Annotated in this window: 18 protein-coding genes; 9 read left to right on the top strand and 9 right to left on the bottom strand. The window is 43.4% G+C overall.

Features of this window, described 5'->3' with window-relative positions; translation table 11 throughout:
* Nucleotides 1-23: 23 nt before the first annotated feature.
* The 5 genes from ACEN9X_RS28195 to ACEN9X_RS28175 form a co-directional block, all read right to left on the bottom strand.
* Nucleotides 24-473 carry a cold-shock protein gene (locus tag ACEN9X_RS28195; RefSeq protein WP_413668309.1) on the bottom strand — a complete coding sequence of 150 codons (450 nt, stop codon included), beginning with the start codon at nucleotides 471-473 and terminating at the stop codon, nucleotides 24-26.
* A 201-nt stretch (nucleotides 474-674) separates the two neighbouring features.
* Nucleotides 675-995 (bottom strand): hypothetical protein, encoded by a 321-nt coding sequence (locus tag ACEN9X_RS28190; RefSeq protein WP_413668308.1) that lies wholly within the window; start codon nucleotides 993-995, stop codon nucleotides 675-677.
* A 9-nt stretch (nucleotides 996-1,004) separates the two neighbouring features.
* On the bottom strand, nucleotides 1,005-1,259 hold the full coding sequence (locus ACEN9X_RS28185; RefSeq protein WP_413668307.1) for a hypothetical protein: 255 nt from the start codon (nucleotides 1,257-1,259) through the stop codon (nucleotides 1,005-1,007).
* Nucleotides 1,260-1,326: 67 nt separating this feature from the next.
* Nucleotides 1,327-1,983: a hypothetical protein gene (locus ACEN9X_RS28180; protein ID WP_413668306.1), complete on the bottom strand. Its 657-nt coding sequence runs from the start codon at nucleotides 1,981-1,983 to the stop codon at nucleotides 1,327-1,329.
* Between the two features lie 423 nt (nucleotides 1,984-2,406).
* Nucleotides 2,407-4,182, bottom strand: a complete 1,776-nt coding sequence (locus tag ACEN9X_RS28175) for a hypothetical protein (RefSeq protein ID WP_413668305.1) — start codon at nucleotides 4,180-4,182, stop codon at nucleotides 2,407-2,409.
* Between ACEN9X_RS28175 and ACEN9X_RS28170 the strand changes: the two genes are divergently transcribed.
* From ACEN9X_RS28170 to ACEN9X_RS28130, 9 genes are all read left to right on the top strand, one after another.
* Nucleotides 4,165-4,338: a hypothetical protein gene (locus ACEN9X_RS28170; protein ID WP_413668304.1), complete on the top strand. Its 174-nt coding sequence runs from the start codon at nucleotides 4,165-4,167 to the stop codon at nucleotides 4,336-4,338. The two genes, ACEN9X_RS28175 and ACEN9X_RS28170, sit on opposite strands and share 18 nt — an antisense overlap.
* Nucleotides 4,335-6,725: a heavy metal translocating P-type ATPase gene (locus ACEN9X_RS28165; RefSeq protein WP_413668303.1), complete on the top strand. Its 2,391-nt coding sequence runs from the start codon at nucleotides 4,335-4,337 to the stop codon at nucleotides 6,723-6,725. Before ACEN9X_RS28170 ends, ACEN9X_RS28165 begins: the two co-directional genes overlap by 4 nt.
* Nucleotides 6,722-6,883: a cbb3-type cytochrome oxidase assembly protein CcoS gene (gene ccoS / locus ACEN9X_RS28160; protein WP_413668302.1), complete on the top strand. Its 162-nt coding sequence runs from the start codon at nucleotides 6,722-6,724 to the stop codon at nucleotides 6,881-6,883. Before ACEN9X_RS28165 ends, ccoS begins: the two co-directional genes overlap by 4 nt.
* Before the next feature lie 82 nt (nucleotides 6,884-6,965).
* Nucleotides 6,966-9,092 carry a cytochrome-c oxidase, cbb3-type subunit I gene (gene ccoN / locus ACEN9X_RS28155; RefSeq protein ID WP_413668301.1) on the top strand — a complete coding sequence of 709 codons (2,127 nt, stop codon included), beginning with the start codon at nucleotides 6,966-6,968 and terminating at the stop codon, nucleotides 9,090-9,092.
* Between the two features lie 7 nt (nucleotides 9,093-9,099).
* Nucleotides 9,100-9,291 carry a hypothetical protein gene (locus ACEN9X_RS28150; RefSeq protein WP_413668300.1) on the top strand — a complete coding sequence of 64 codons (192 nt, stop codon included), beginning with the start codon at nucleotides 9,100-9,102 and terminating at the stop codon, nucleotides 9,289-9,291.
* Nucleotides 9,288-10,196, top strand: a complete 909-nt coding sequence (locus ACEN9X_RS28145) for a cbb3-type cytochrome c oxidase N-terminal domain-containing protein (protein WP_413668299.1) — start codon at nucleotides 9,288-9,290, stop codon at nucleotides 10,194-10,196. The genes ACEN9X_RS28150 and ACEN9X_RS28145 overlap by 4 nt, the downstream gene beginning before the upstream one ends.
* A gap of 5 nt (nucleotides 10,197-10,201) precedes the next feature.
* Nucleotides 10,202-11,575: a cytochrome c oxidase accessory protein CcoG gene (ccoG, locus tag ACEN9X_RS28140; protein ID WP_413668298.1), complete on the top strand. Its 1,374-nt coding sequence runs from the start codon at nucleotides 10,202-10,204 to the stop codon at nucleotides 11,573-11,575.
* A gap of 4 nt (nucleotides 11,576-11,579) precedes the next feature.
* The gene (locus tag ACEN9X_RS28135) at nucleotides 11,580-12,002 is read left to right on the top strand and encodes a FixH family protein (RefSeq protein ID WP_413668297.1); all 423 of its coding nucleotides are present in this window, start codon (nucleotides 11,580-11,582) and stop codon (nucleotides 12,000-12,002) included.
* The gene (locus ACEN9X_RS28130) at nucleotides 11,999-12,688 is read left to right on the top strand and encodes a sulfite exporter TauE/SafE family protein (protein WP_413668296.1); all 690 of its coding nucleotides are present in this window, start codon (nucleotides 11,999-12,001) and stop codon (nucleotides 12,686-12,688) included. Before ACEN9X_RS28135 ends, ACEN9X_RS28130 begins: the two co-directional genes overlap by 4 nt.
* Nucleotides 12,689-12,778: 90 nt before the next feature.
* Here ACEN9X_RS28130 and hemN read toward each other — a convergent pair whose 3' ends face one another.
* From hemN to ACEN9X_RS28110, 4 genes are all read right to left on the bottom strand, one after another.
* Nucleotides 12,779-14,140 carry an oxygen-independent coproporphyrinogen III oxidase gene (hemN, locus tag ACEN9X_RS28125; protein WP_413668295.1) on the bottom strand — a complete coding sequence of 454 codons (1,362 nt, stop codon included), beginning with the start codon at nucleotides 14,138-14,140 and terminating at the stop codon, nucleotides 12,779-12,781.
* A gap of 4 nt (nucleotides 14,141-14,144) precedes the next feature.
* Nucleotides 14,145-15,170, bottom strand: coding sequence for a 2-hydroxyacid dehydrogenase (locus ACEN9X_RS28120; RefSeq protein ID WP_413668294.1), 1,026 nt, complete (start codon nucleotides 15,168-15,170; stop codon nucleotides 14,145-14,147).
* Between the two features lie 82 nt (nucleotides 15,171-15,252).
* Complete coding sequence (locus ACEN9X_RS28115; protein WP_413668293.1) at nucleotides 15,253-16,305, bottom strand: response regulator; 1,053 nt, start codon at nucleotides 16,303-16,305, stop codon at nucleotides 15,253-15,255.
* On the bottom strand, nucleotides 16,302-17,489 hold the full coding sequence (locus ACEN9X_RS28110) for a PAS domain S-box protein (RefSeq protein WP_413668292.1): 1,188 nt from the start codon (nucleotides 17,487-17,489) through the stop codon (nucleotides 16,302-16,304). Before ACEN9X_RS28110 ends, ACEN9X_RS28115 begins: the two co-directional genes overlap by 4 nt.
* Nucleotides 17,490-17,795: the final 306 nt, after the last annotated feature.

Genomic DNA, 17,795 nt, shown 5'->3' with positions numbered 1-17,795 from the left:
GTATAGCTTTAACCAGGTATTTATTACTTTTTCACCTTAATCGCATTTAAGCCTTTAGCTCCCTGCTCGGTTTCAAAGGTTACCTTGTCATTCTCCTGGATGGCTTCCGTTAAACCATTGGCATGTACGAAGATGCTTTCCTGGGTGGTCAAATCTTTGATAAATCCATAACCTTTGGATTCATTGTAAAAGGCAACAATGCCTTTTCGTACCGGATCGGCAGGAGCGAGGTACTCTTGCCTTGGGATGCCGATCTGGATATCTTCGGCATTCATTGTTTTCTTTTTGTTCGGATCAGGCGGAGTTGTGGTGATATTGCCGTTTTCATCAATATAAGCCATCATATCTTCCAGGCTTTTTCCTTTGTTTGAGTTTGCCTTCCTGTCTTCTGCCTTGTCTTTCTTATCGAGTTGCTTTTTAAACTTTTTCTTTTCCCGTTCCTTTTTACTAAAGGTTTCTATTGGTTTGCCCATAACTTAATATACGAAGAAAAACCGACAAAAGCGACTAACTGGAATTTTTTTTTAATAAAGAAATGTTTTGCCCGCGTTATACATTTTAAAAGTATCAATATGGTCATGGGCGGGAGTTACCACTTGTGTATATCCAATCTGTATCGTCGTGAAAAAGGTTTACAGATTTGCGCTGGTTTGGCGGTTAGCGTCAGTTAGCTTTCAAACCAATTTAATTTTTTTCCAAATGTTATACCCGCCATACATAAACATGAGCACGATAAACACATATACCCAAGCAGGGATATTGCGGCCGGCAATGACCAGGTAAAGGTAAGGTATGCTGAAACTAACAGAGGCCAGCAACAACGGCATCATGATGGCCCTCTTTGCCCTTAGGTTTTTAATTATCCAGCCAATAAAAATTACGAAGCATACTTTACTGATTAAATAAAGACAGCCCAGCAATAAGGGGTCAACCTCATGTTTTTCGCCTAAAGCAATTACCCAGTCTTTAATTAATATGAAAAAATCTGCCATCATTGCAATATATCATTTAATGTTGATACCGGAGGTGGAAAGAAGATGATAGCTATAGTCGATATCCAGTTCCCGATAATGATCAATTTGAAATAAAACGTTTTTGATTGCTCCAAAATCAATTGGCTTTGATAAAAGTTTCTCCTTAGGGTGCGATGCAGCGCCGGATGTTGTGGCAGAGTGCTCGTGATGTTTTAAGTCACAAGTACGCCACCTCTTTGCCGGCGCTGCATACTTGCGCCAGTTATAAGCCAGTCGTGAGGCCATTTCCCTTCAGTATAGCATAATAATTGTGTCAATACCCAAAATCAAAAAACACAGCATTTACCAAAATTCACTTTCCCCCAATCCCGCTGATAATATGCTCAATCTGGTTCAACTGTTCTTTGCTCAGCTGTTTCAGGTTTTCCTGGCTTAATATGGTATTGTTTATTTGGATGTAGTTGTTTTGCTCGTTTATAACGGTACTGGGCTGTTGTTGGTTTAATGCGCCAACCATTTCAAAATAAAGCCGGGCGGCCTTCGCGTCGCCGTTGCAGGCCCGCTTACAAACGCCGGCCAGTATGTTAGGGGCCAGGTATTTAAACTGCTCCATTTCGGCATGGTATTGCGGATGTGCTTTATAGTCTGCAAGGTGTTTGGCAACGGTTTGCCGGCTCAGGCCGGTTTCGCGTGCTATTGCAAATTTAGGGGGCATTGCACCATATTGGCCTATCAGTTTGGTGATAGCCCGGCCAATTACAAAGTGGTTCTGTTCCCAGATCTGGTCATTGGTACTTGGATGGATGATAGCCGCTATTTTATTGATATAGTTGTCTCTTTCTTCTCCTTTTAACTGTTGCAGCATTTCGGTTGTAATTTCCCCGAGGTAATCACGTTCGGCACCGGTAAAATCTTCGATATCGGCCAAGGTGATCTTTTGCAGCTTTAATACATTGCTAATCTTTTCATACGAAGGCGGGGATGTTGTTAAGGCGTTTTCGGCTTTCATGAGGTTTAGTGATCTTTCAAATAAAGATAGTGAATTACTGGTATAATTGCTAATATTTTTAGTAACTATGCCGATTTGTTATTTGCGTTTTTGTAAATTATTGATTTTAAGTTATTTAACTGCTGTTGGTCTGAATTTATTCAGTACAGGAGGGGATTAACACTGTTTTTGACTTAATTATTTGAATATCAATAATTTAACTGAAAATCACCCAAATTTGTGTTAACCCTGTTAACCCCCATTTGTGTTGTCAACCAACCCGGCTAAATGTAATTATGCGGAGCTTATAAAGCATGATCCGCATGTGCGCAAAAAAAGCCTTCAGATTTATCTGAGGGCTTTTAATTAAATGGAGGCCGAGGGAATATGAAAATTACGTAACTGACTCGCCTTCAATATTGTTATTTAGGTTTGCTGCATCGCTCAGGGAACCTGAACGTGCTTCAGAATATTTTCAAAGGCAAGTAATTCATTCCGATAATCTAAGCTCGTTACCGCTGCCGCTTTATTAAGCAACTCCTTGTAGTAACCGATGCCCTCCTGTAATTGTGCTTTAAATTTGCTCAACTGTTTCTTCTTCTTTTCCGTAATGTTTAATAGGTGCAATTTGATATCGGCCTGCAGGTATTCGATATAAAGATCAAGTTCTTTCATAAATATATGCGGGCGCTTTACCTTATCCAACAGGTTCAGCTTGCCATAAATATGTTTCACCATTTCGTCCAGTGTATACAGCCTGTTAAAATAAGCAAGGTTAGGGCCGGGGCATACGGCTACAGCAGAGTTTTCTTTAGGCCTGAGGATGCCATTTTTAATAAAGGCTGATGTGCATAAACCTTCACAAAGGCAAATTTTTTCGGTTACTGTATCAATCTGTTGTTGCAGCTCAGCTTGTGGCAGGTTAAGCGATCGCAGTTGTTTAATTTTTAAGTTTTGATATTCCCTTGATGCGGTGCAAATAGGCTGATCGGTAAACTCGGTATTAGTAACGAGGTATTTTTTTGTGCAGGGACTACCAGGCCGGTTTAAGTGCAGGCGTTTTAATCGTAGCTGCTCCATACTGTTGGGCCTGAAGTTATTGAACAGGATTCCTAAAGGTGAGGCTCCGCTTACGTAAAAATCATCGGGCGATGCCTCTGCCAGCTGTATCAGCGTTTGCTCGTCAACATTTGTGGCTTCCGGCACAAGTAAAAACGGGCTTCCCCAACCTGTGGCATCCAACTGGTAGTGTTCCATTAAAAAACTATTTTCCTCGGCTGTGCCAATGCCACCCTGAACAGTTAGGCGCTGTTGCGGCGTGGCTTTGCAACTGATACCTTTTGTTACTAACGCGCCTTGATATAATTGAAAAAGGTCATCAACCATTTCTGTCCGTTTTTCTTTAAACTCTTCCAATATCGGCCCCAGTAAAAAGCCTTCGGTGGCAAAGGCGTGCCCGCCACAATTCAATCCGGATTCAACCCTGAATTCGGATACCCATAATCCTTTTTTTGCCAGGAATTTAGCCTGTATAAATGCCGAACGAAAGTCGCTTACCTTAAGGATGATGCGTTTTAAAAAATGGCCTTCGTTATCTGGTAAAAATTCATCAAATGTTTCGAGATAGCTATAAAGCCTGGGGTTCATTCCGGCTGATAGTATGATTGAAGAATGCAGGTTGCTGTCAGCAAAGCCCCGTAGCGCAGCCAGTGCATCTGTATTTTCATCACCAAGATAATTGCCATCGGCATCAAAATTCATTTTGTCTACTTTCGACATGATATTTACGTCAATAGCGCCTGGCATGATCTTTTTGCGAAGGACATCCTGAAAAATTTGTCTGCCTTCATTGTCCGGATAGTCAAGCATCAGATCGTAACCCTGCTTAAGCTGTGATGAATCGGGCAGAAGTTCAAAGTACCGGGTGATATCAGTTCCGGGCTCGAACGGTTCATTTTTTAACCGTTCAAATTGCTCATCTACCAATTGGCCTATCAGGTTTAAATAGGCGGTAATACGCCGCGCGCGCGCATCGGGCTCCGACTTTGGGATAGGCACAAATGCCTGGCTGCTGTTTAAAGTGTGATATTCCCGCATCCGCTCAACCAACTCATCATCAACAATCGAAATAACCGACGAGATACCGTAGCGTGCTACTTTTAGTGGTGTATCAACAGAATATCCTAATCCTAATACAGGGATATGAAATGTATGGCTCATGTAGCTTTTGTTTTGAGGGAACCAGTGTTCCTGTTGGCAAAACTATATGGTGCACCAACTTCAAAAACTGACGGATATCACTTTTTGAGCAATTGCTCATCATTATTTATATGGCATTTATGGGGCAGCTTTGAAGTTGAAACTATCCCGGTATGAAAGGAAGCCCAACGCTCGAAAAAATAAGCTGTTACCATTGCGGCGATGATTGTACAACCAAAAACTATATACTTGATGATAAACATTTCTGCTGTCATGGCTGTAAAAGTGTTTATCAGTTGTTATCAGCCAGCCAGCTTTGTAACTACTATAATTATAATGACCACCCCGGCGCCACCCGTGCCCGAACCGACAGGCGGTTTGAGTACCTGTCCGAACCATCGATAGTAAATAAGCTGATCGATTATACTGATGAGCGGGTTACCATGGTCACATTTTATATTCCGCATATTCATTGCAGCTCATGCCTGTGGCTGCTGGAAAAGCTGAATAGGATCAATCCCGCTATACATTATTGCCGGGTCGATTTTTTAAAGAAACAGTTGAATATCCGTTTCAATCATCACCGGATAAGTTTACAGCAATTGGTAGAGTTGCTGTATGATATTGGTTATGAACCGCTAATCAGTTTACAGGATGTTATTAAAGAACAAAATGCAACCGGTAAAGATCAGCTGGTGCAAAAAATAGCCGTTGCGGGGTTTTGTTTCGGTAATGTAATGTTGCTCAGCTTTCCCGAATATTTTGGTATTTCATTGTACGAACAGTCATTTAAACAATTTTTCGGTTGGTTGAACGTCTTGTTCTGCCTTCCGGTAGTTTTTTACAGCGGCCGCGAATACTTTGTTTCGGCCTGGCAAAACCTGCGTCGCAAATCGCTGAATATTGATTTTCCGCTGGCCCTGGGCATCGCCGTACTTTTTTCAAGAACCGTTTTTGAAGTGTTAACTCACACCGGCGCAGGCTTTGCCGATACACTTTGCGGGTTGGTGTTTTTTTTATTGGTAGGCAAATTTGTGCAAAAGAAAACCTATCACCATATCTCGTTCGAGCGTGATTACCGCTCTTTTTTTCCGGTAGCCGTAAATACTATGGTTGAAGGAGATGAAAAACCCGTGCCGCTTTCAGATTTGCATACAGGCCATCGCATCCGGATCCGCAATAACGAGATCATCCCTGCCGATGCCATTTTGCTGAAAGGGCAGGCTTTGATTGATTTTAGTTTTGTTACCGGCGAAGCCGTACCGGTTACCAAAACCCTGGGAGAGATTATCTATGCCGGAGGCCGTCAAACCGGCGAAGCCATTGAGTTGGAGGTATTAAAGCCTGTGTCGCAAAGCTACCTTACCCAGCTTTGGAACAACGAGGCTTTTACACGTAAGCAGGATAACCGCATGCAAACCTTTAATCAAAAGGTTAGCAAATACTTCACTGTTGCTTTATTGTTGATAGCCATCGGCTCGCTATTATTTTGGCTGCCAACAGATATAAGCAGGGGGATAGCAGCCTTTACGGCAGTGCTTATAGTAGCCTGCCCTTGCGCGTTGGCATTAAGCACGCCATTTACTATGTCGGCCGCGCTCAGCATTTTTGATCGCAACCTGTTTTACCTTAAAAACACCGCAGTTGTTGAACAACTTGCAGCCATCGATACCATTGTTATGGATAAAACCGGCACCATAACAACCGGCAATAACCAGGGCATTCAACTTAACGCGCAACTTAATGATGATGAAAAAGCACTTGTTTATAATATCTGCATGCACTCCAGTCACCCGTTAAGCCGCATGATTTGCCGTTACCTGGGCAACCATGAATGGGCTCCTGTAACAGGGCTGGCCGAAATTGCCGGAAGGGGCATAGTTGGGTTAGTTAACGGCTGCTACGTTCGGATAGGAAGTGAACAATATGTTGGCAGTTACAATAATATACCATCGGCAGGCACTAAAGTTCACATTTCTATAGATGGAAATTATAAAGGGTATTTTACCCTCACTCAGCAGTACCGCGAAGGTTTAAAAAACATCAGCGCGCTTGAAAAGGACTACGAAATGTTCCTTTTATCGGGCGATCAGGACCATGAGCGCTTCGAACTCGTCCGTTTTTTTAAACATTCGGACAGGTTGTTTTTTAACCAGTCGCCCCAGGATAAACTCGATTTCATTAACCGGGCACAGCAGCAGGGAAACAAGGTTATGATGATTGGTGATGGCTTAAATGATGCCGGTGCACTTAAACAAAGTGATCTGGGCATAGCCATAACTGATAATGTTAACAACTTTTCTCCGGGCAGCGATGCCATTATGGATGGCCGGTCATTTGCCAAACTGCCCGAGTTCTTAAAATTCTCGAAGGATACCGTCCGTATCATTCACGCATCTTTCGTCATTTCACTTACTTATAACCTTATCGGTTTAAGTTATGCTGTTAGCGGTAAGCTTTCACCGTTGTTTGCGGCCATATTAATGCCGGTAAGTACGGTTACTATTATTTCATTCACCAGTTTGGCTACGCATTTTGCAGCCCGGAAAAGGAAACTATCATGAGCATTATCTATTTTTTGATAGCCTGCAGTGTATTGCTTGCGCTGGTATTTCTCACTGCTTTTTTCTGGGCTCAGAGAACCGGGCAAAACGAAGACCTCTATACGCCATCAGTAAGGATTTTATTGGACGATCCGGATGATGCTGATCCTGAAAAGTGACCAACATCATCATTTACACAAACACTCATCATTCTGCCGATTAGCGCAAGACAATAGTTTTACACCATAATAAAAACACTTTATGCAGCCCGAAAAATTTTACTATGACAACAGGATTGTACGGAATTTTGGTATAGCCACCGTGATCTGGGGTATTATTGGGATGACCGTTGGCCTCATTGTAGCTATACAGTTGTATAGCCCGGCCATGAACATGGGTAACCAATACACCACCTTTGGCCGTATCCGGCCGCTACACACCAATGCAGTGATTTTTGCCTTTGTGGGCAATGCTATCTTTATGGGCGTTTATTATTCGCTGCAACGATTATTAAAAGCACGTATGTTTAGCGATGCGCTCAGCCGAATACATTTTTGGGGATGGCAGCTCATTATTTTATCGGCGGTTATAACCCTGCCCTTAGGGTTAACCACCTCGCACGAGTATGCCGAACTGGAGTGGCCTATTGATATCGCCATTACATTGATTTGGGTAGTATTTGGCATAAACATGTTCGGTACCATATTTAAACGCCGCGAACGGCATTTGTACGTGGCTATCTGGTTTTACATTGCCACCTTTGTTACCATAGCGGTGTTGCATATTGTAAATTCGTTCGAGTTGCCGGTATCAGCCTTTAAAAGCTACATGGTTTATGCAGGTGTACAGGATGCTCTGGTGCAGTGGTGGTATGGGCACAATGCGGTGGCGTTTTTCCTCACAACGCCTTACCTGGGCATGATGTATTACTTTTTGCCTAAAATGGCCAAAAGGCCCATCTATTCGTACAAATTAAGTATCCTTCACTTTTGGGCGCTGATATTTATTTATATCTGGGCCGGTCCGCATCATTTGCTGTACACTACTTTACCGGGCTGGGCACAATCATTAGGGGTTGCCTTTTCCATTATGCTGATAGCACCAAGCTGGGGCGGTATGATTAACGGTCTGTTAACGCTTAGGGGGGCCTGGGATAAGGTACGTGATGACGTGATCCTGAAATTTATGGTAGTAGGCCTTACAGCTTACGGTATGGCTACCTTTGAGGGCCCGATGCTTTCATTAAAACAGGTAAACGCAATAGGGCACTTTACCGATTGGATTATAGCGCACGTACACGTTGGTGCTTTAGGTTGGAATGGCTTTTTAACTTTTGCCATTCTATACTGGCTTATTCCCCGCATTTATAAAACCGAGCTCTTCTCTAAAAAACTCGCCTCGTTCCATTTTTGGATAGGTACTTTGGGTATCCTGTTTTATGCCGTGCCAATGTACTGGGCCGGGTTTACACAAGGTTTGATGCTTAAGGAATTTACGCCCGAGGGTATCCTGAAATATCCTGCGTTTTTAGAAACTACCATGCGCATATTGCCTATGCATGTAATGCGTTCGGTTGGTGGCGCCCTGTATCTGTTAGGAGTTATTGTAATGGCTTACAACTTATGCCGCACTGCCTTACAAGGCAAACTGGTGGCGAATGAACCGGCCCAGGCTATGCCGCTGCCTGTTTTAAGTAAAACCAACCAACAGGAAAAATGGCACAGGGCATTGGAGCGCAAGCCCATACAAATGATGATTGCCGCGCTGCTGGTAATACTTGTAGGTACTTTTATCGAGTTGATGCCAACATTAACCATATCGTCAAATATCCCAACCATAGCTGCGGTAAAGCCCTACACCCCACTTGAACTGCAGGGACGCGATATTTATATCAGGGAAGGGTGCTCAAATTGTCACTCGCAAACGGTTAGGCCTTTTCGCTCCGAAACAGAACGCTACGGCGAGTACAGCAAAGCCGGAGAGTTTGTGTACGATCACCCGTTTTTATGGGGCTCGAAGCGTACCGGTCCGGATCTGGCCCGCGAAGGCGGTAAATATGGTAACGCCTGGCACTACAATCACCTCATGGATCCGAGGCTGATGTCGCCGGGTAGTATTATGCCCAATTATGATTGGTTGTTAACTCAAAACCTTGATACGGCCACTACTGCCGCCAAAATAAAAGCCATGCGCACTCTTGGCGTTCCGTATCCCGAAGGTTATGAAAAAATGGCCAACACCGATCTGCAAAAGCAGGAAAAGGAAATTGCGGATAATCTGAACAACGATCATATCAAGGTTAAAAATAATAAAGAGATCATTGCGGTAATAGCCTATCTGCAACGTTTAGGCACCGATATCAAGGCAAATAAAACCGCTGCTAAATAATAAAGTCATGTTTAAGCAATTTACAGAGAACCTGTCTGGTGCCCAGGCGTACCTGCTGTTCTCGCTCGGAATCTTCCTTGTATTTTTTATAGTAGTGACCGTTATGCTTTTCAGATTGAGGAAACAACATGTTGACCACATGCGCGATTTGCCCCTGCACGACGGTAATGGCGAAACTTTTAATACCCGTAACTTATGAAATACCAGAGCCCGTTGATTTTAATTGTACTGATATTATCGGTACAGCCCGCCTTAGCCGCCGATGATAATTTAATTCCGGCTGACTTAATGAACGAGATAGGCTTTGGGGCTATTATCGTAATGCTTGTATTGTTTATTTTATCGATGCTGGTATTGCTTCGTGCGCTTAAAGCAGTTACAAGGATAACACTAAAAGCACAAGGATATACCGAAGAGCAGATCATTGCCGAATTGACACCAGTCAAAAAGGTTAAGAAACCCAAAGGCGAAACCTGGAACAAAATCCTGTCGTTAAGGCCACTATCTGAAGAAAATGAATTGATCATCGCGCATGATTATGACGGAATTCAGGAATTGGATAATCCTATACCCGGTTGGTTTATGTACCTGTTTTATATCACTATCATTTTTGCAGTGGGTTATATCTTAACTTATCATGTATTTGGCTTCGGGCAGTTACAATATGACGAATACAAAACCGAAATGGCCCAGGCCGATATCGCCAAACAACAATATCTGAGCAAGGCTGCCAATAGGGTTGATGAAAATACCGTAAAGCAGCTAAGCGATCCGGCTGTATTAAACTCGGGGCACGCAATATTTAAACAAAGTTGCGTTCCCTGTCACGGCGATCATGCACAGGGTGTGGTTGGGCCTAATCTTACCGACGATTACTGGCTGCACGGCGGCAAGATAAGCGATGTGTTTAAAACCATAAAGTATGGTGTGCCGGCTAAGGGAATGCCAACCTGGGAGAAGCAACTATCGCCTAAACAGATCGCGGATGTTGCCAACTACATCAAATCATTACATGGCACTAATCCAGCCGGTGCCAAGGAGCCCCAAGGCGAAAAAGAAACAGATGGTATTGCAGCAAAAGATAAAGCGATAGCTAAGATATAACCGATATGGAAGGCTTACTGGCAGGAAAGGAGAGTGGGAAAAGGCAATGGATGTACCCGCTGGTACGAAAGGGCAGGTTTTACAAATGGCGCAGTTGGTTAAGCTATTTTTACCTGTTGTTCTTTTTTAGCGGGCCGTTTTTACGGATCAATGGCAGGCCTTTGCTGTTGCTTAATGTAATAGACAGGCAGTTTGTATTATTGGGGCAGGTTTTCTGGCCGCAGGATATCTTCCTGTTTGTGCTGGCATCCTTGGTGTTTTTGGTTTGCGTGGTGATATTCACAATTGCGTTTGGCCGTATTTTTTGCGGGTGGATCTGTCCGCAAACCATTTTTATGGAAATGGTTTTTCGGAAGGTAGAGATTTGGATAGAAGGGGATGCACCCAAGCGCAAAAAGCTTGACGCCGCCGGCTGGAATAAGGAAAAAATCATTAAAAAAGTAAGCAAGCACGTTATATTTATTTTAATCTCGTTCCTCATCGCCAACACTTTTCTCGCTTATATCATTGGCAGCGAAAGTTTAATTAGCATTATTACCGAACCCGTTACTGCTCATTGGGTGGGGTTTATTAGTATTTGGGTGTTTACCGCCGTGTTTTACCTGGTTTACAGTAGGGTACGTGAATTGGTTTGTATACTCATATGCCCGTATGGCCGGTTGCAGAGTGTTTTGATAGATCAGCATACGCTTGTAGTTGCTTATGATGAAGTACGCGGCGAGCCACGGGGAAGGCTTAGCAGGGAGGCTGATCCTTTTAACCTGAAGGGCGATTGCGTAGACTGCAACCTGTGCGTAGCCGTTTGCCCAACCGGTATTGATATTCGGAAGGGAACACAGATTGAATGCATTAATTGCACGGCCTGTATTGACGCATGCAACCAGGTGATGGATAAAATACACAAGCCCCGTAACCTGATTGGCTACTTTTCGGAAAACATGATCCGCCTGAAAGAGAAGCCAACTTTTACCGGACGGATGATGGCTTACACAGCGGTGATAACAGTTTTAATAGCCGTTTTAAGCTATTTTATTCTTAGCAGGACAGATATGGATCTTACCGTAATGCGCAGTGCCGGGATGCTGTACCAGCAACAGCCCAACGGTTACATTAGCAATATTTATAACGCCGAGATCATCAATAAAACCGATAAAGAGAAAACAGTAACCATCTTGGCAGATGATCCGTCGGTTAAAATAAAATATATACAGGCACCGGATGTTATCGGTAAAGGGGCAACAGAAAAAGTTGTGTTTTTTATTATGCTCCCGGCGTCGCACATTCATGCCGCCAAAACTAAAATCCGCTTAAAGCTGGTAGTTAGCTGCCAGGTGATCCAGACAGTAAGTACCAACTTTATAGGACCCGTAAATGATTAAGCAAATGAATTGGGGAAAAGGAATTATAATGGGAATGGCGATATTTATGCTGTTCATCCTGAGCATGTGTATTTATATGTTCAATGTACCGGTTGACGACTACGACCACCAGTACTATGAAAAAGGAATGAGCTTTAACAAAGATCATAACCGCGAAGAGCAGGTAATTAAAGATCATGCCGAGCCGGTAATAACGCAGCAGGGCGATCGGCTCAGCATCGCTTTTAGCATGCCTGCAACCGGCCGGATAAGTTTTATGAGACCTTCAGATAAAACGCAGGACAAAGCATTTCAATTTAATAATGGTGCAGGCAAAACTGCAAGTATCAGTTTGAAAGATATGGCCAAGGGCCCCTGGCAATTAATACTGGAGTGGGAGAGTTGCCATAAAGCTTACCTGTATCATAAGGAGGTATTTATAAAATGAGCAACAACCAGATAGCTTTTTTTATCGGCCTGTTTGGCAGTGTACATTGCATAGGCATGTGCGGGCCGCTGGCTTTTGCTGTACCGGTTTCGCAAAACCGATGGTGGTATGTTATAACTGATAAATTGCAGTATAACACCGGCAGGGTAATTACCTATACATTTTTAGGGTTGCTTATTGGCTTTGCCGGGAAACAACTATGGCTTTACGGTTTACAGCAGGGCATAAGCTTGTTAAGCGGTATATTGATCATTATGGCCGGCTTTTCGCGCTTATTTAAACTACGGTTGGCCGGGATGACATTTATCCCCCGCTTATTACAACCAGTTAACAAACTATTGTACTACGCGTTGCAGCATCGTGCCGGGCATTTGGTAGTTGGGTTGCTTAATGGCTTTTTGCCTTGCGGCTTTGTTTACCTGGCATTGGTTGGGGCAATTAATACTTCATCGCCTGTCAACGCTGCCGGCTATATGTTTTGGTTTGGTGCGGGCACATTTCCTTTGATGCTGGCTGCAACCATTAGTTCGGGCTTTGCAGGGCCTGTTGTTAGGCGACGTATAAACAGGGCGGTGCCTTACCTGATGGTGTGCCTTGGTTTTTGGTTTGTTTTGAGGGGATTGAATTTGGATATTCCATACCTAAGCCCGGCTAAACAATCATCGGCTGTTGGTATTTGCCGATAGGTTTAAGTAAGCAGGCGCTAAGAAAGCCTTATTCTTAGCGCCTGCTGCGAAAAAAAACTGTTTGATATGTTGACCGATGATACGTATGTACTATATCGCCATACTAAACAGCTGTGTTGCCGGTTTATTGGCCCAAAGCCGGGCGTCGAGCGCCATGCAAATGTTTCGTAAAAAGTTTTTGCCCGCGGGTGTTACTTTTAATCCCCACGAATTAAGTTCTATCAACCCATCATCGGCCAGCAACTGTAACCTTTCAATCCCATCTAATAATGCTTCACATGGCTGAGCATGATGATTCCAAATGGTTTGGCCTTTGCACATGATCTCCTGGATATGCCTGCGGATAATGATATCATCCTTGGTTAACAGGTGACCTTTAAAAACAGGTAGTTCGCCGTTTTTTACCAGTTCAAGGTATTCTTCAACAGATTTTACATTTTGGGCAAAAGCATATCGCGAATCGCTGATAGAGGATACTCCCAAGCCAACCAGCAATTGCGTATGCTGATGTGTATAACCCATAAAATTGCGATGGAGTTTGCCTGCCTGTTCAGCCAATATTAATTCGTCGCCGGGTAAAGCGAAATGATCCATACCCACTTCCTGATAGCCGTACTGTTTTAGCAGTGCGCGGCCAACATCATACAGTTTAGTTTTAAGTTTTGCATCCGGCAAATCATGTTCTGTAAAGCGGCGCTGGCCCGGTTTTAACCATGGCACGTGGGCATAGCTATAAAAAGCTATCCTATCGGGTTTTAATGCGGCTACTTCCTGCAGGGTTGTAGCCAGGCCGGCTAAGGTTTGCAGCGGTAAACCATATATCAGATCATAATTGATGGATGTATAACCTATACGCCTTGCCTGCCCGGTAACCGTACGCACCTGATCAATACTTTGCTGGCGGTTAATGATAAACTGAACCTTAGGGTCGAAATCCTGGATGCCAAGACTTAGCCGCCTGAAACCAAGATCATACAAAACCTGCAAATGGTTAACGGTGGTATTGGCCGGATGCGCTTCAAAGCTGAAAGATGCATCCGGGTGTATTTCTGCATGCAGCAGGATAGCACTAATAAGTGCTTTTAAATTTGCCGGACTAAAAAAAGTAGGCGTACCTCCACCCAGGTGTATCTCCCTGATCACAGGCTTCTTGCCAAAAATATTTTTGTACATGGCCCACTCCAGCAATAAGGCTTTAATATAAGGCTCCTCAACCCTGTGGTTTTTGGTGATCCGGGTATTGCAGCCGCAATAGGTGCAAAGGTTTTCGCAAAAAGGTAAATGAATGTAAATGCTTATACCTTCCTGTGTATTGCTCTCGCAAAATGAACAGTTTACAGTTTTTATCCATTCTTCTTTAGTAAAAGCCCCGGTATCCCAATAAGGCATAGTTGGGTAGCTGGTGTACCGGGGAGCAGCCACATTATATTTAGCTGTTAGTGATGGTTCCATAAAATTAAATTTTAATTTCAGTAGGCAGGTCAACGCGGCAGCTGTTAGCGCATGCACAATTATTGCCCGCGTATTTATTTATTTGCCATTGATCCAGGTTGCGGATGGTTTTGTCTGCAATTTCCTGCAAGGCTTCTTTGGTTAGATATGCCTGGTGCGGCGTAACCAAAACATTGGGATAGTTTAATAAACTGTGTAGCATGGGGTCTTTAACGGCATCGTTTTCATGATCTTCAAAAAACAAGCCTTTTTCAAATTCATAAACATCAAGGCCCAGATAACCTATTTTGCCACTCTTTAATGCGGCTATGGCATCGGTTGTTCTGATGAGTGCCCCGCGGGAGGTATTAATCAGCATCACACCATTTTTCATCTGGCTGATGGTTTGGTTTTTGATAAGATGTTTTGTGGCCGCTGTAAGCGGTAAATGAAGAGATATAATATCGGCATTAGCCAATAGTTCTTCTAAAGTTACCGGTGTAATATGTTCAACATCGGCCGAAAATGCGGGGTCGTAAGCTATTACGTTGCAGCTAAGTCCGTTAAATATCTTTGCCGCAGCTTTGCCTGTATTGCCCAAACCTATCAGTCCAACAGTTTTGCCGGCAAAATTAAAACCAATCAGTTCATCGTTCCTGAAATCGAAATAATGACTGTGTTTATCTGCCCTGATAATCTGCCTGTTTAGCGCAAAGGCCAGCGCTACCGCATGTTCGGCAATGGCCTGAGGCGAATAGGAGGGGATATTTGCAATGTTGATGCCGTATGTAGCGGCAATCTGTTTATCGATATGATCGGTACCGGTTGATCGGGTTATGATAAGTTTTACACCATAATTCGCAAGTTGTTTAATTACCGCTGCCGATACATCATCGTTGGTGAAAACAATTACTGCGTCTTTTCCCTCTGCAAATACGGCTGTATCGATGCTGAGGGCATTGGATATTAAGGTGATGTCGTGTTTCTTTTGATTGGCTTTTGCCAAAAACTCCTTTTCAAAAGGCTTTATACTGTAGGCTACCGCTTTCATTTGCAATAATATTAATGTAACAAAGTTAGCCCGGGTGCCAGGCTTGCCGAATGAGGCTCATCAATCCGAAATGTGATGTTTATCAGTTTCTCATTTTTGAAAGCCGGGCAGGATCTAAAATTGTAATCACACTGCCTTTTTTATCAATCAATCCCTCATCTTTAAAATCAGACAGTGTTCTGCTCACCGTTTCGGTAGCCATCCCGGCCATAGCTGCAAGATCTTCCCTCGAGATCTTAAAACTTTCGGCGTTGCAGGTATATTGCCTGTTAAGGCGCAACATAGCTTCGGCCATTCTTTTCCGTACCGAATGGTAGGCCAATTGTAATAGCTGTTCTTCTTTTTCGCGGATGTTGTTGGCCAATACCCTGATAAATTCCCTCGCAACGTCAGGGTATAAATTAAGCAGTTCATCCAACTGATCTTTCGGGATCAGGCAAAGCAAGCTATCTTCAAGCGCGGTAGCCGTTTCGCTGTATGTTTCGTTAGATAAAAATGAATGGACGCCGATATACTCTTCGCTTGTGTAAATTCCGGTCATCAGCTCGCGGCCGTCTTCGGCCATTTTGGTGCTTTTAATACGGCCCTTCACAACCAGGTAAAGACCATTCCCCTTATCGCCCTCGTAATACAATACCTGATTTTTTTTTAACTGCCGGGTTTTGCGTTCGTCAATTACCCGCTTTAGCTCGGTAAGCCCTTTGTTTTTAGTAAGCAATAAATTCAAATTATCAAGCGATTTGCTGTAGAAGGATTGCTGCGCCTCCCTTTTTTTTAACCTGCTTTCAACGGCATTCAGTAATTCCATGTCGTCAAATGGTTTGGTAAGGTAATCGTCGGCTCCCATTTCCATGCCTTTTCGTAAGTCAATGCGCTCGGCTTTCGCGGTTAGAAATATAAAAGGGATTGTTGCCGTAACAGGGTTTTTATTCAACATATACAATACACCGTATCCGTCAAGCTCGGGCATCATTATATCACACAAAATAACATCAGGAATGTTATTTATAGCCAGTTCAACCCCTACACGGCCATTGGCGGCTTCAAATACTTTGTAGCCGGCAAGCTCAAGTATTTCAACTACGTTTTCGCGGATGTCGTTATTATCTTCAATAATCAAAACTTTTTTGCTCATTGTTCGGGAAATGAAATAGTGAATAAAGTGCCTTTATTAATACTGCTTTTAAAAGTTACGTTGCCGTTCATGAGGCGCACGTAGCGGGCTACTATATGGAGGCCTAAACCGGTACCTGGAATATTACCGGTGTTATGCGCTCTGAAAAAAGCCCCGAACAGATGTTTTTGATCTGTGTCGGGAATACCTATACCGTTATCTTTAACAGTGATGGTGCATCCGCTTTTGCTTAACTCAGTATTAAACTCGATAAAAGTGTTCTCGCCCGAGTATTTGATGGCATTGGCAATGAGGTTGATGATGCAGTTTTTTAATAGGTTTAGGTCCAGGTTAACCTTGCTGTTGCTGCCGGTGTGCAGGTATATAATATTTTGATCTTTCTTGGCAATCAGCTGCATTTCTTCAGTTATTTCTTCGGCCAGTTTAACGAGGTCAAAAACTGTTGGAGAGGGCTCAACACGCCCGGCCTCCAGTTTTTCGTGCGATAGGAAATCATTCAGGATAGTAGTAAGATTGCCTACAGCATTTTTAATTTTACCCACATGTTTGCTGATATTTTTGGTTTGCGATTGCCCGGCATATTTTTCAATAAGCGAGGCAGAAAGTTGCACCGCGCTCAATGGCGTGCGAAATTCGTGCGAAGCCATTGATACAAAACGACTTTTTAATTGCCCCAGTTCTTTTTCTTTTTCGAGCGAGATACTTACCTCGTCTTTAGCTTTCTCAAGCTCTTTAACCGATAGCATGAGCGATTGGGTGCGCTCTTCCACTTCATCTTCTAAGTGGGCCGCATACTCTTTCAGCTGGTCTTCAGCTTCTTTTTCACGGCTTAGATCGTGTATAAAGCCGGTATATATTATACGCCCGGAATATTTTACTTCGTTAACTGCAAGGCGAAACGGAAAAAGGGTCCCGTCTTTTCGCAAACCGGTTACTTCACGGCCAATGCCGACGATATGTCTGCGACCGGTTTGCTGATATCTCCTGATGTATTCGTCATGTTGTTCCCGATCAGGCGGGGGCATTAATATAGATACGTTTTTACCGGTCACTTCGGCGGGCGAGTATTGAAACAGCTTGCATGCCGAGGGGTTGATCGATTCGATCAGTCCGCGGTGGTCGATAGTGATAATTCCATCGATAGCGTTTTCAATAATAGCGTTCAACAATGCCGCGCTTTCCATATAAACCCGGGATGATTTTTAAGTGGCAAACAAATATCAGCTCCTATTGGCAAACGGGGCATAACGATATTCAGTTTAAAAAATGATATTGATCATTTTTTAAACCAGGTTTTTGATTAAATGAAATTTGCTTTATGTAAAAAAGCCCGGCCGTAGTTGCCAGGCTTTTCCTGATTATATCTACCGATGATAGCCTGTTAAAAAAAGGTCGGCATATTCCGGCTTTACCGCAAACTGCTGCATCTGTGCCATAAAAATTTCATTCACCTCTCGGGCCTTATACCTGCAGTGATAAGCCGACGAACA

This window comes from Mucilaginibacter sp. Mucisp86 (genome assembly GCF_047324315.1).
In the GTDB taxonomy this organism is placed as follows: Bacteria; Bacteroidota; Bacteroidia; order Sphingobacteriales; family Sphingobacteriaceae; genus Mucilaginibacter.
This window is presented reverse-complemented; position numbering and strand designations above follow the sequence as displayed.

Excerpts from the sequence above, each read along its gene's own strand:
- ccoN (WP_413668301.1), top strand. The coding sequence starts at position 6,966 with ATGCAGCCCGAAAAATTTTACTATGACAACAGGATTGTACGGAATTTT.
- ACEN9X_RS28110 (WP_413668292.1), bottom strand. The coding sequence starts at position 17,489 with ATGGAAAGCGCGGCATTGTTGAACGCTATTATTGAAAACGCTATCGAT.
- ACEN9X_RS28165 (WP_413668303.1), top strand. The coding sequence starts at position 4,335 with ATGAAAGGAAGCCCAACGCTCGAAAAAATAAGCTGTTACCATTGCGGC.
- ACEN9X_RS28175 (WP_413668305.1), bottom strand. The coding sequence starts at position 4,182 with ATGAGCCATACATTTCATATCCCTGTATTAGGATTAGGATATTCTGTT.
- ACEN9X_RS28170 (WP_413668304.1), top strand. The coding sequence starts at position 4,165 with ATGAAATGTATGGCTCATGTAGCTTTTGTTTTGAGGGAACCAGTGTTC.
- ACEN9X_RS28195 (WP_413668309.1), bottom strand. The coding sequence starts at position 473 with ATGGGCAAACCAATAGAAACCTTTAGTAAAAAGGAACGGGAAAAGAAA.
- ACEN9X_RS28150 (WP_413668300.1), top strand. The coding sequence starts at position 9,100 with ATGTTTAAGCAATTTACAGAGAACCTGTCTGGTGCCCAGGCGTACCTG.
- ACEN9X_RS28185 (WP_413668307.1), bottom strand. The coding sequence starts at position 1,259 with ATGGCCTCACGACTGGCTTATAACTGGCGCAAGTATGCAGCGCCGGCA.
- hemN (WP_413668295.1), bottom strand. The coding sequence starts at position 14,140 with ATGGAACCATCACTAACAGCTAAATATAATGTGGCTGCTCCCCGGTAC.
- ccoG (WP_413668298.1), top strand. The coding sequence starts at position 10,202 with ATGGAAGGCTTACTGGCAGGAAAGGAGAGTGGGAAAAGGCAATGGATG.
- ACEN9X_RS28120 (WP_413668294.1), bottom strand. The coding sequence starts at position 15,170 with ATGAAAGCGGTAGCCTACAGTATAAAGCCTTTTGAAAAGGAGTTTTTG.
- ACEN9X_RS28135 (WP_413668297.1), top strand. The coding sequence starts at position 11,580 with ATGAATTGGGGAAAAGGAATTATAATGGGAATGGCGATATTTATGCTG.
- ACEN9X_RS28115 (WP_413668293.1), bottom strand. The coding sequence starts at position 16,305 with ATGAGCAAAAAAGTTTTGATTATTGAAGATAATAACGACATCCGCGAA.
- ACEN9X_RS28130 (WP_413668296.1), top strand. The coding sequence starts at position 11,999 with ATGAGCAACAACCAGATAGCTTTTTTTATCGGCCTGTTTGGCAGTGTA.
- ACEN9X_RS28190 (WP_413668308.1), bottom strand. The coding sequence starts at position 995 with ATGATGGCAGATTTTTTCATATTAATTAAAGACTGGGTAATTGCTTTA.
- ACEN9X_RS28145 (WP_413668299.1), top strand. The coding sequence starts at position 9,288 with ATGAAATACCAGAGCCCGTTGATTTTAATTGTACTGATATTATCGGTA.
- ccoS (WP_413668302.1), top strand. The coding sequence starts at position 6,722 with ATGAGCATTATCTATTTTTTGATAGCCTGCAGTGTATTGCTTGCGCTG.
- ACEN9X_RS28180 (WP_413668306.1), bottom strand. The coding sequence starts at position 1,983 with ATGAAAGCCGAAAACGCCTTAACAACATCCCCGCCTTCGTATGAAAAG.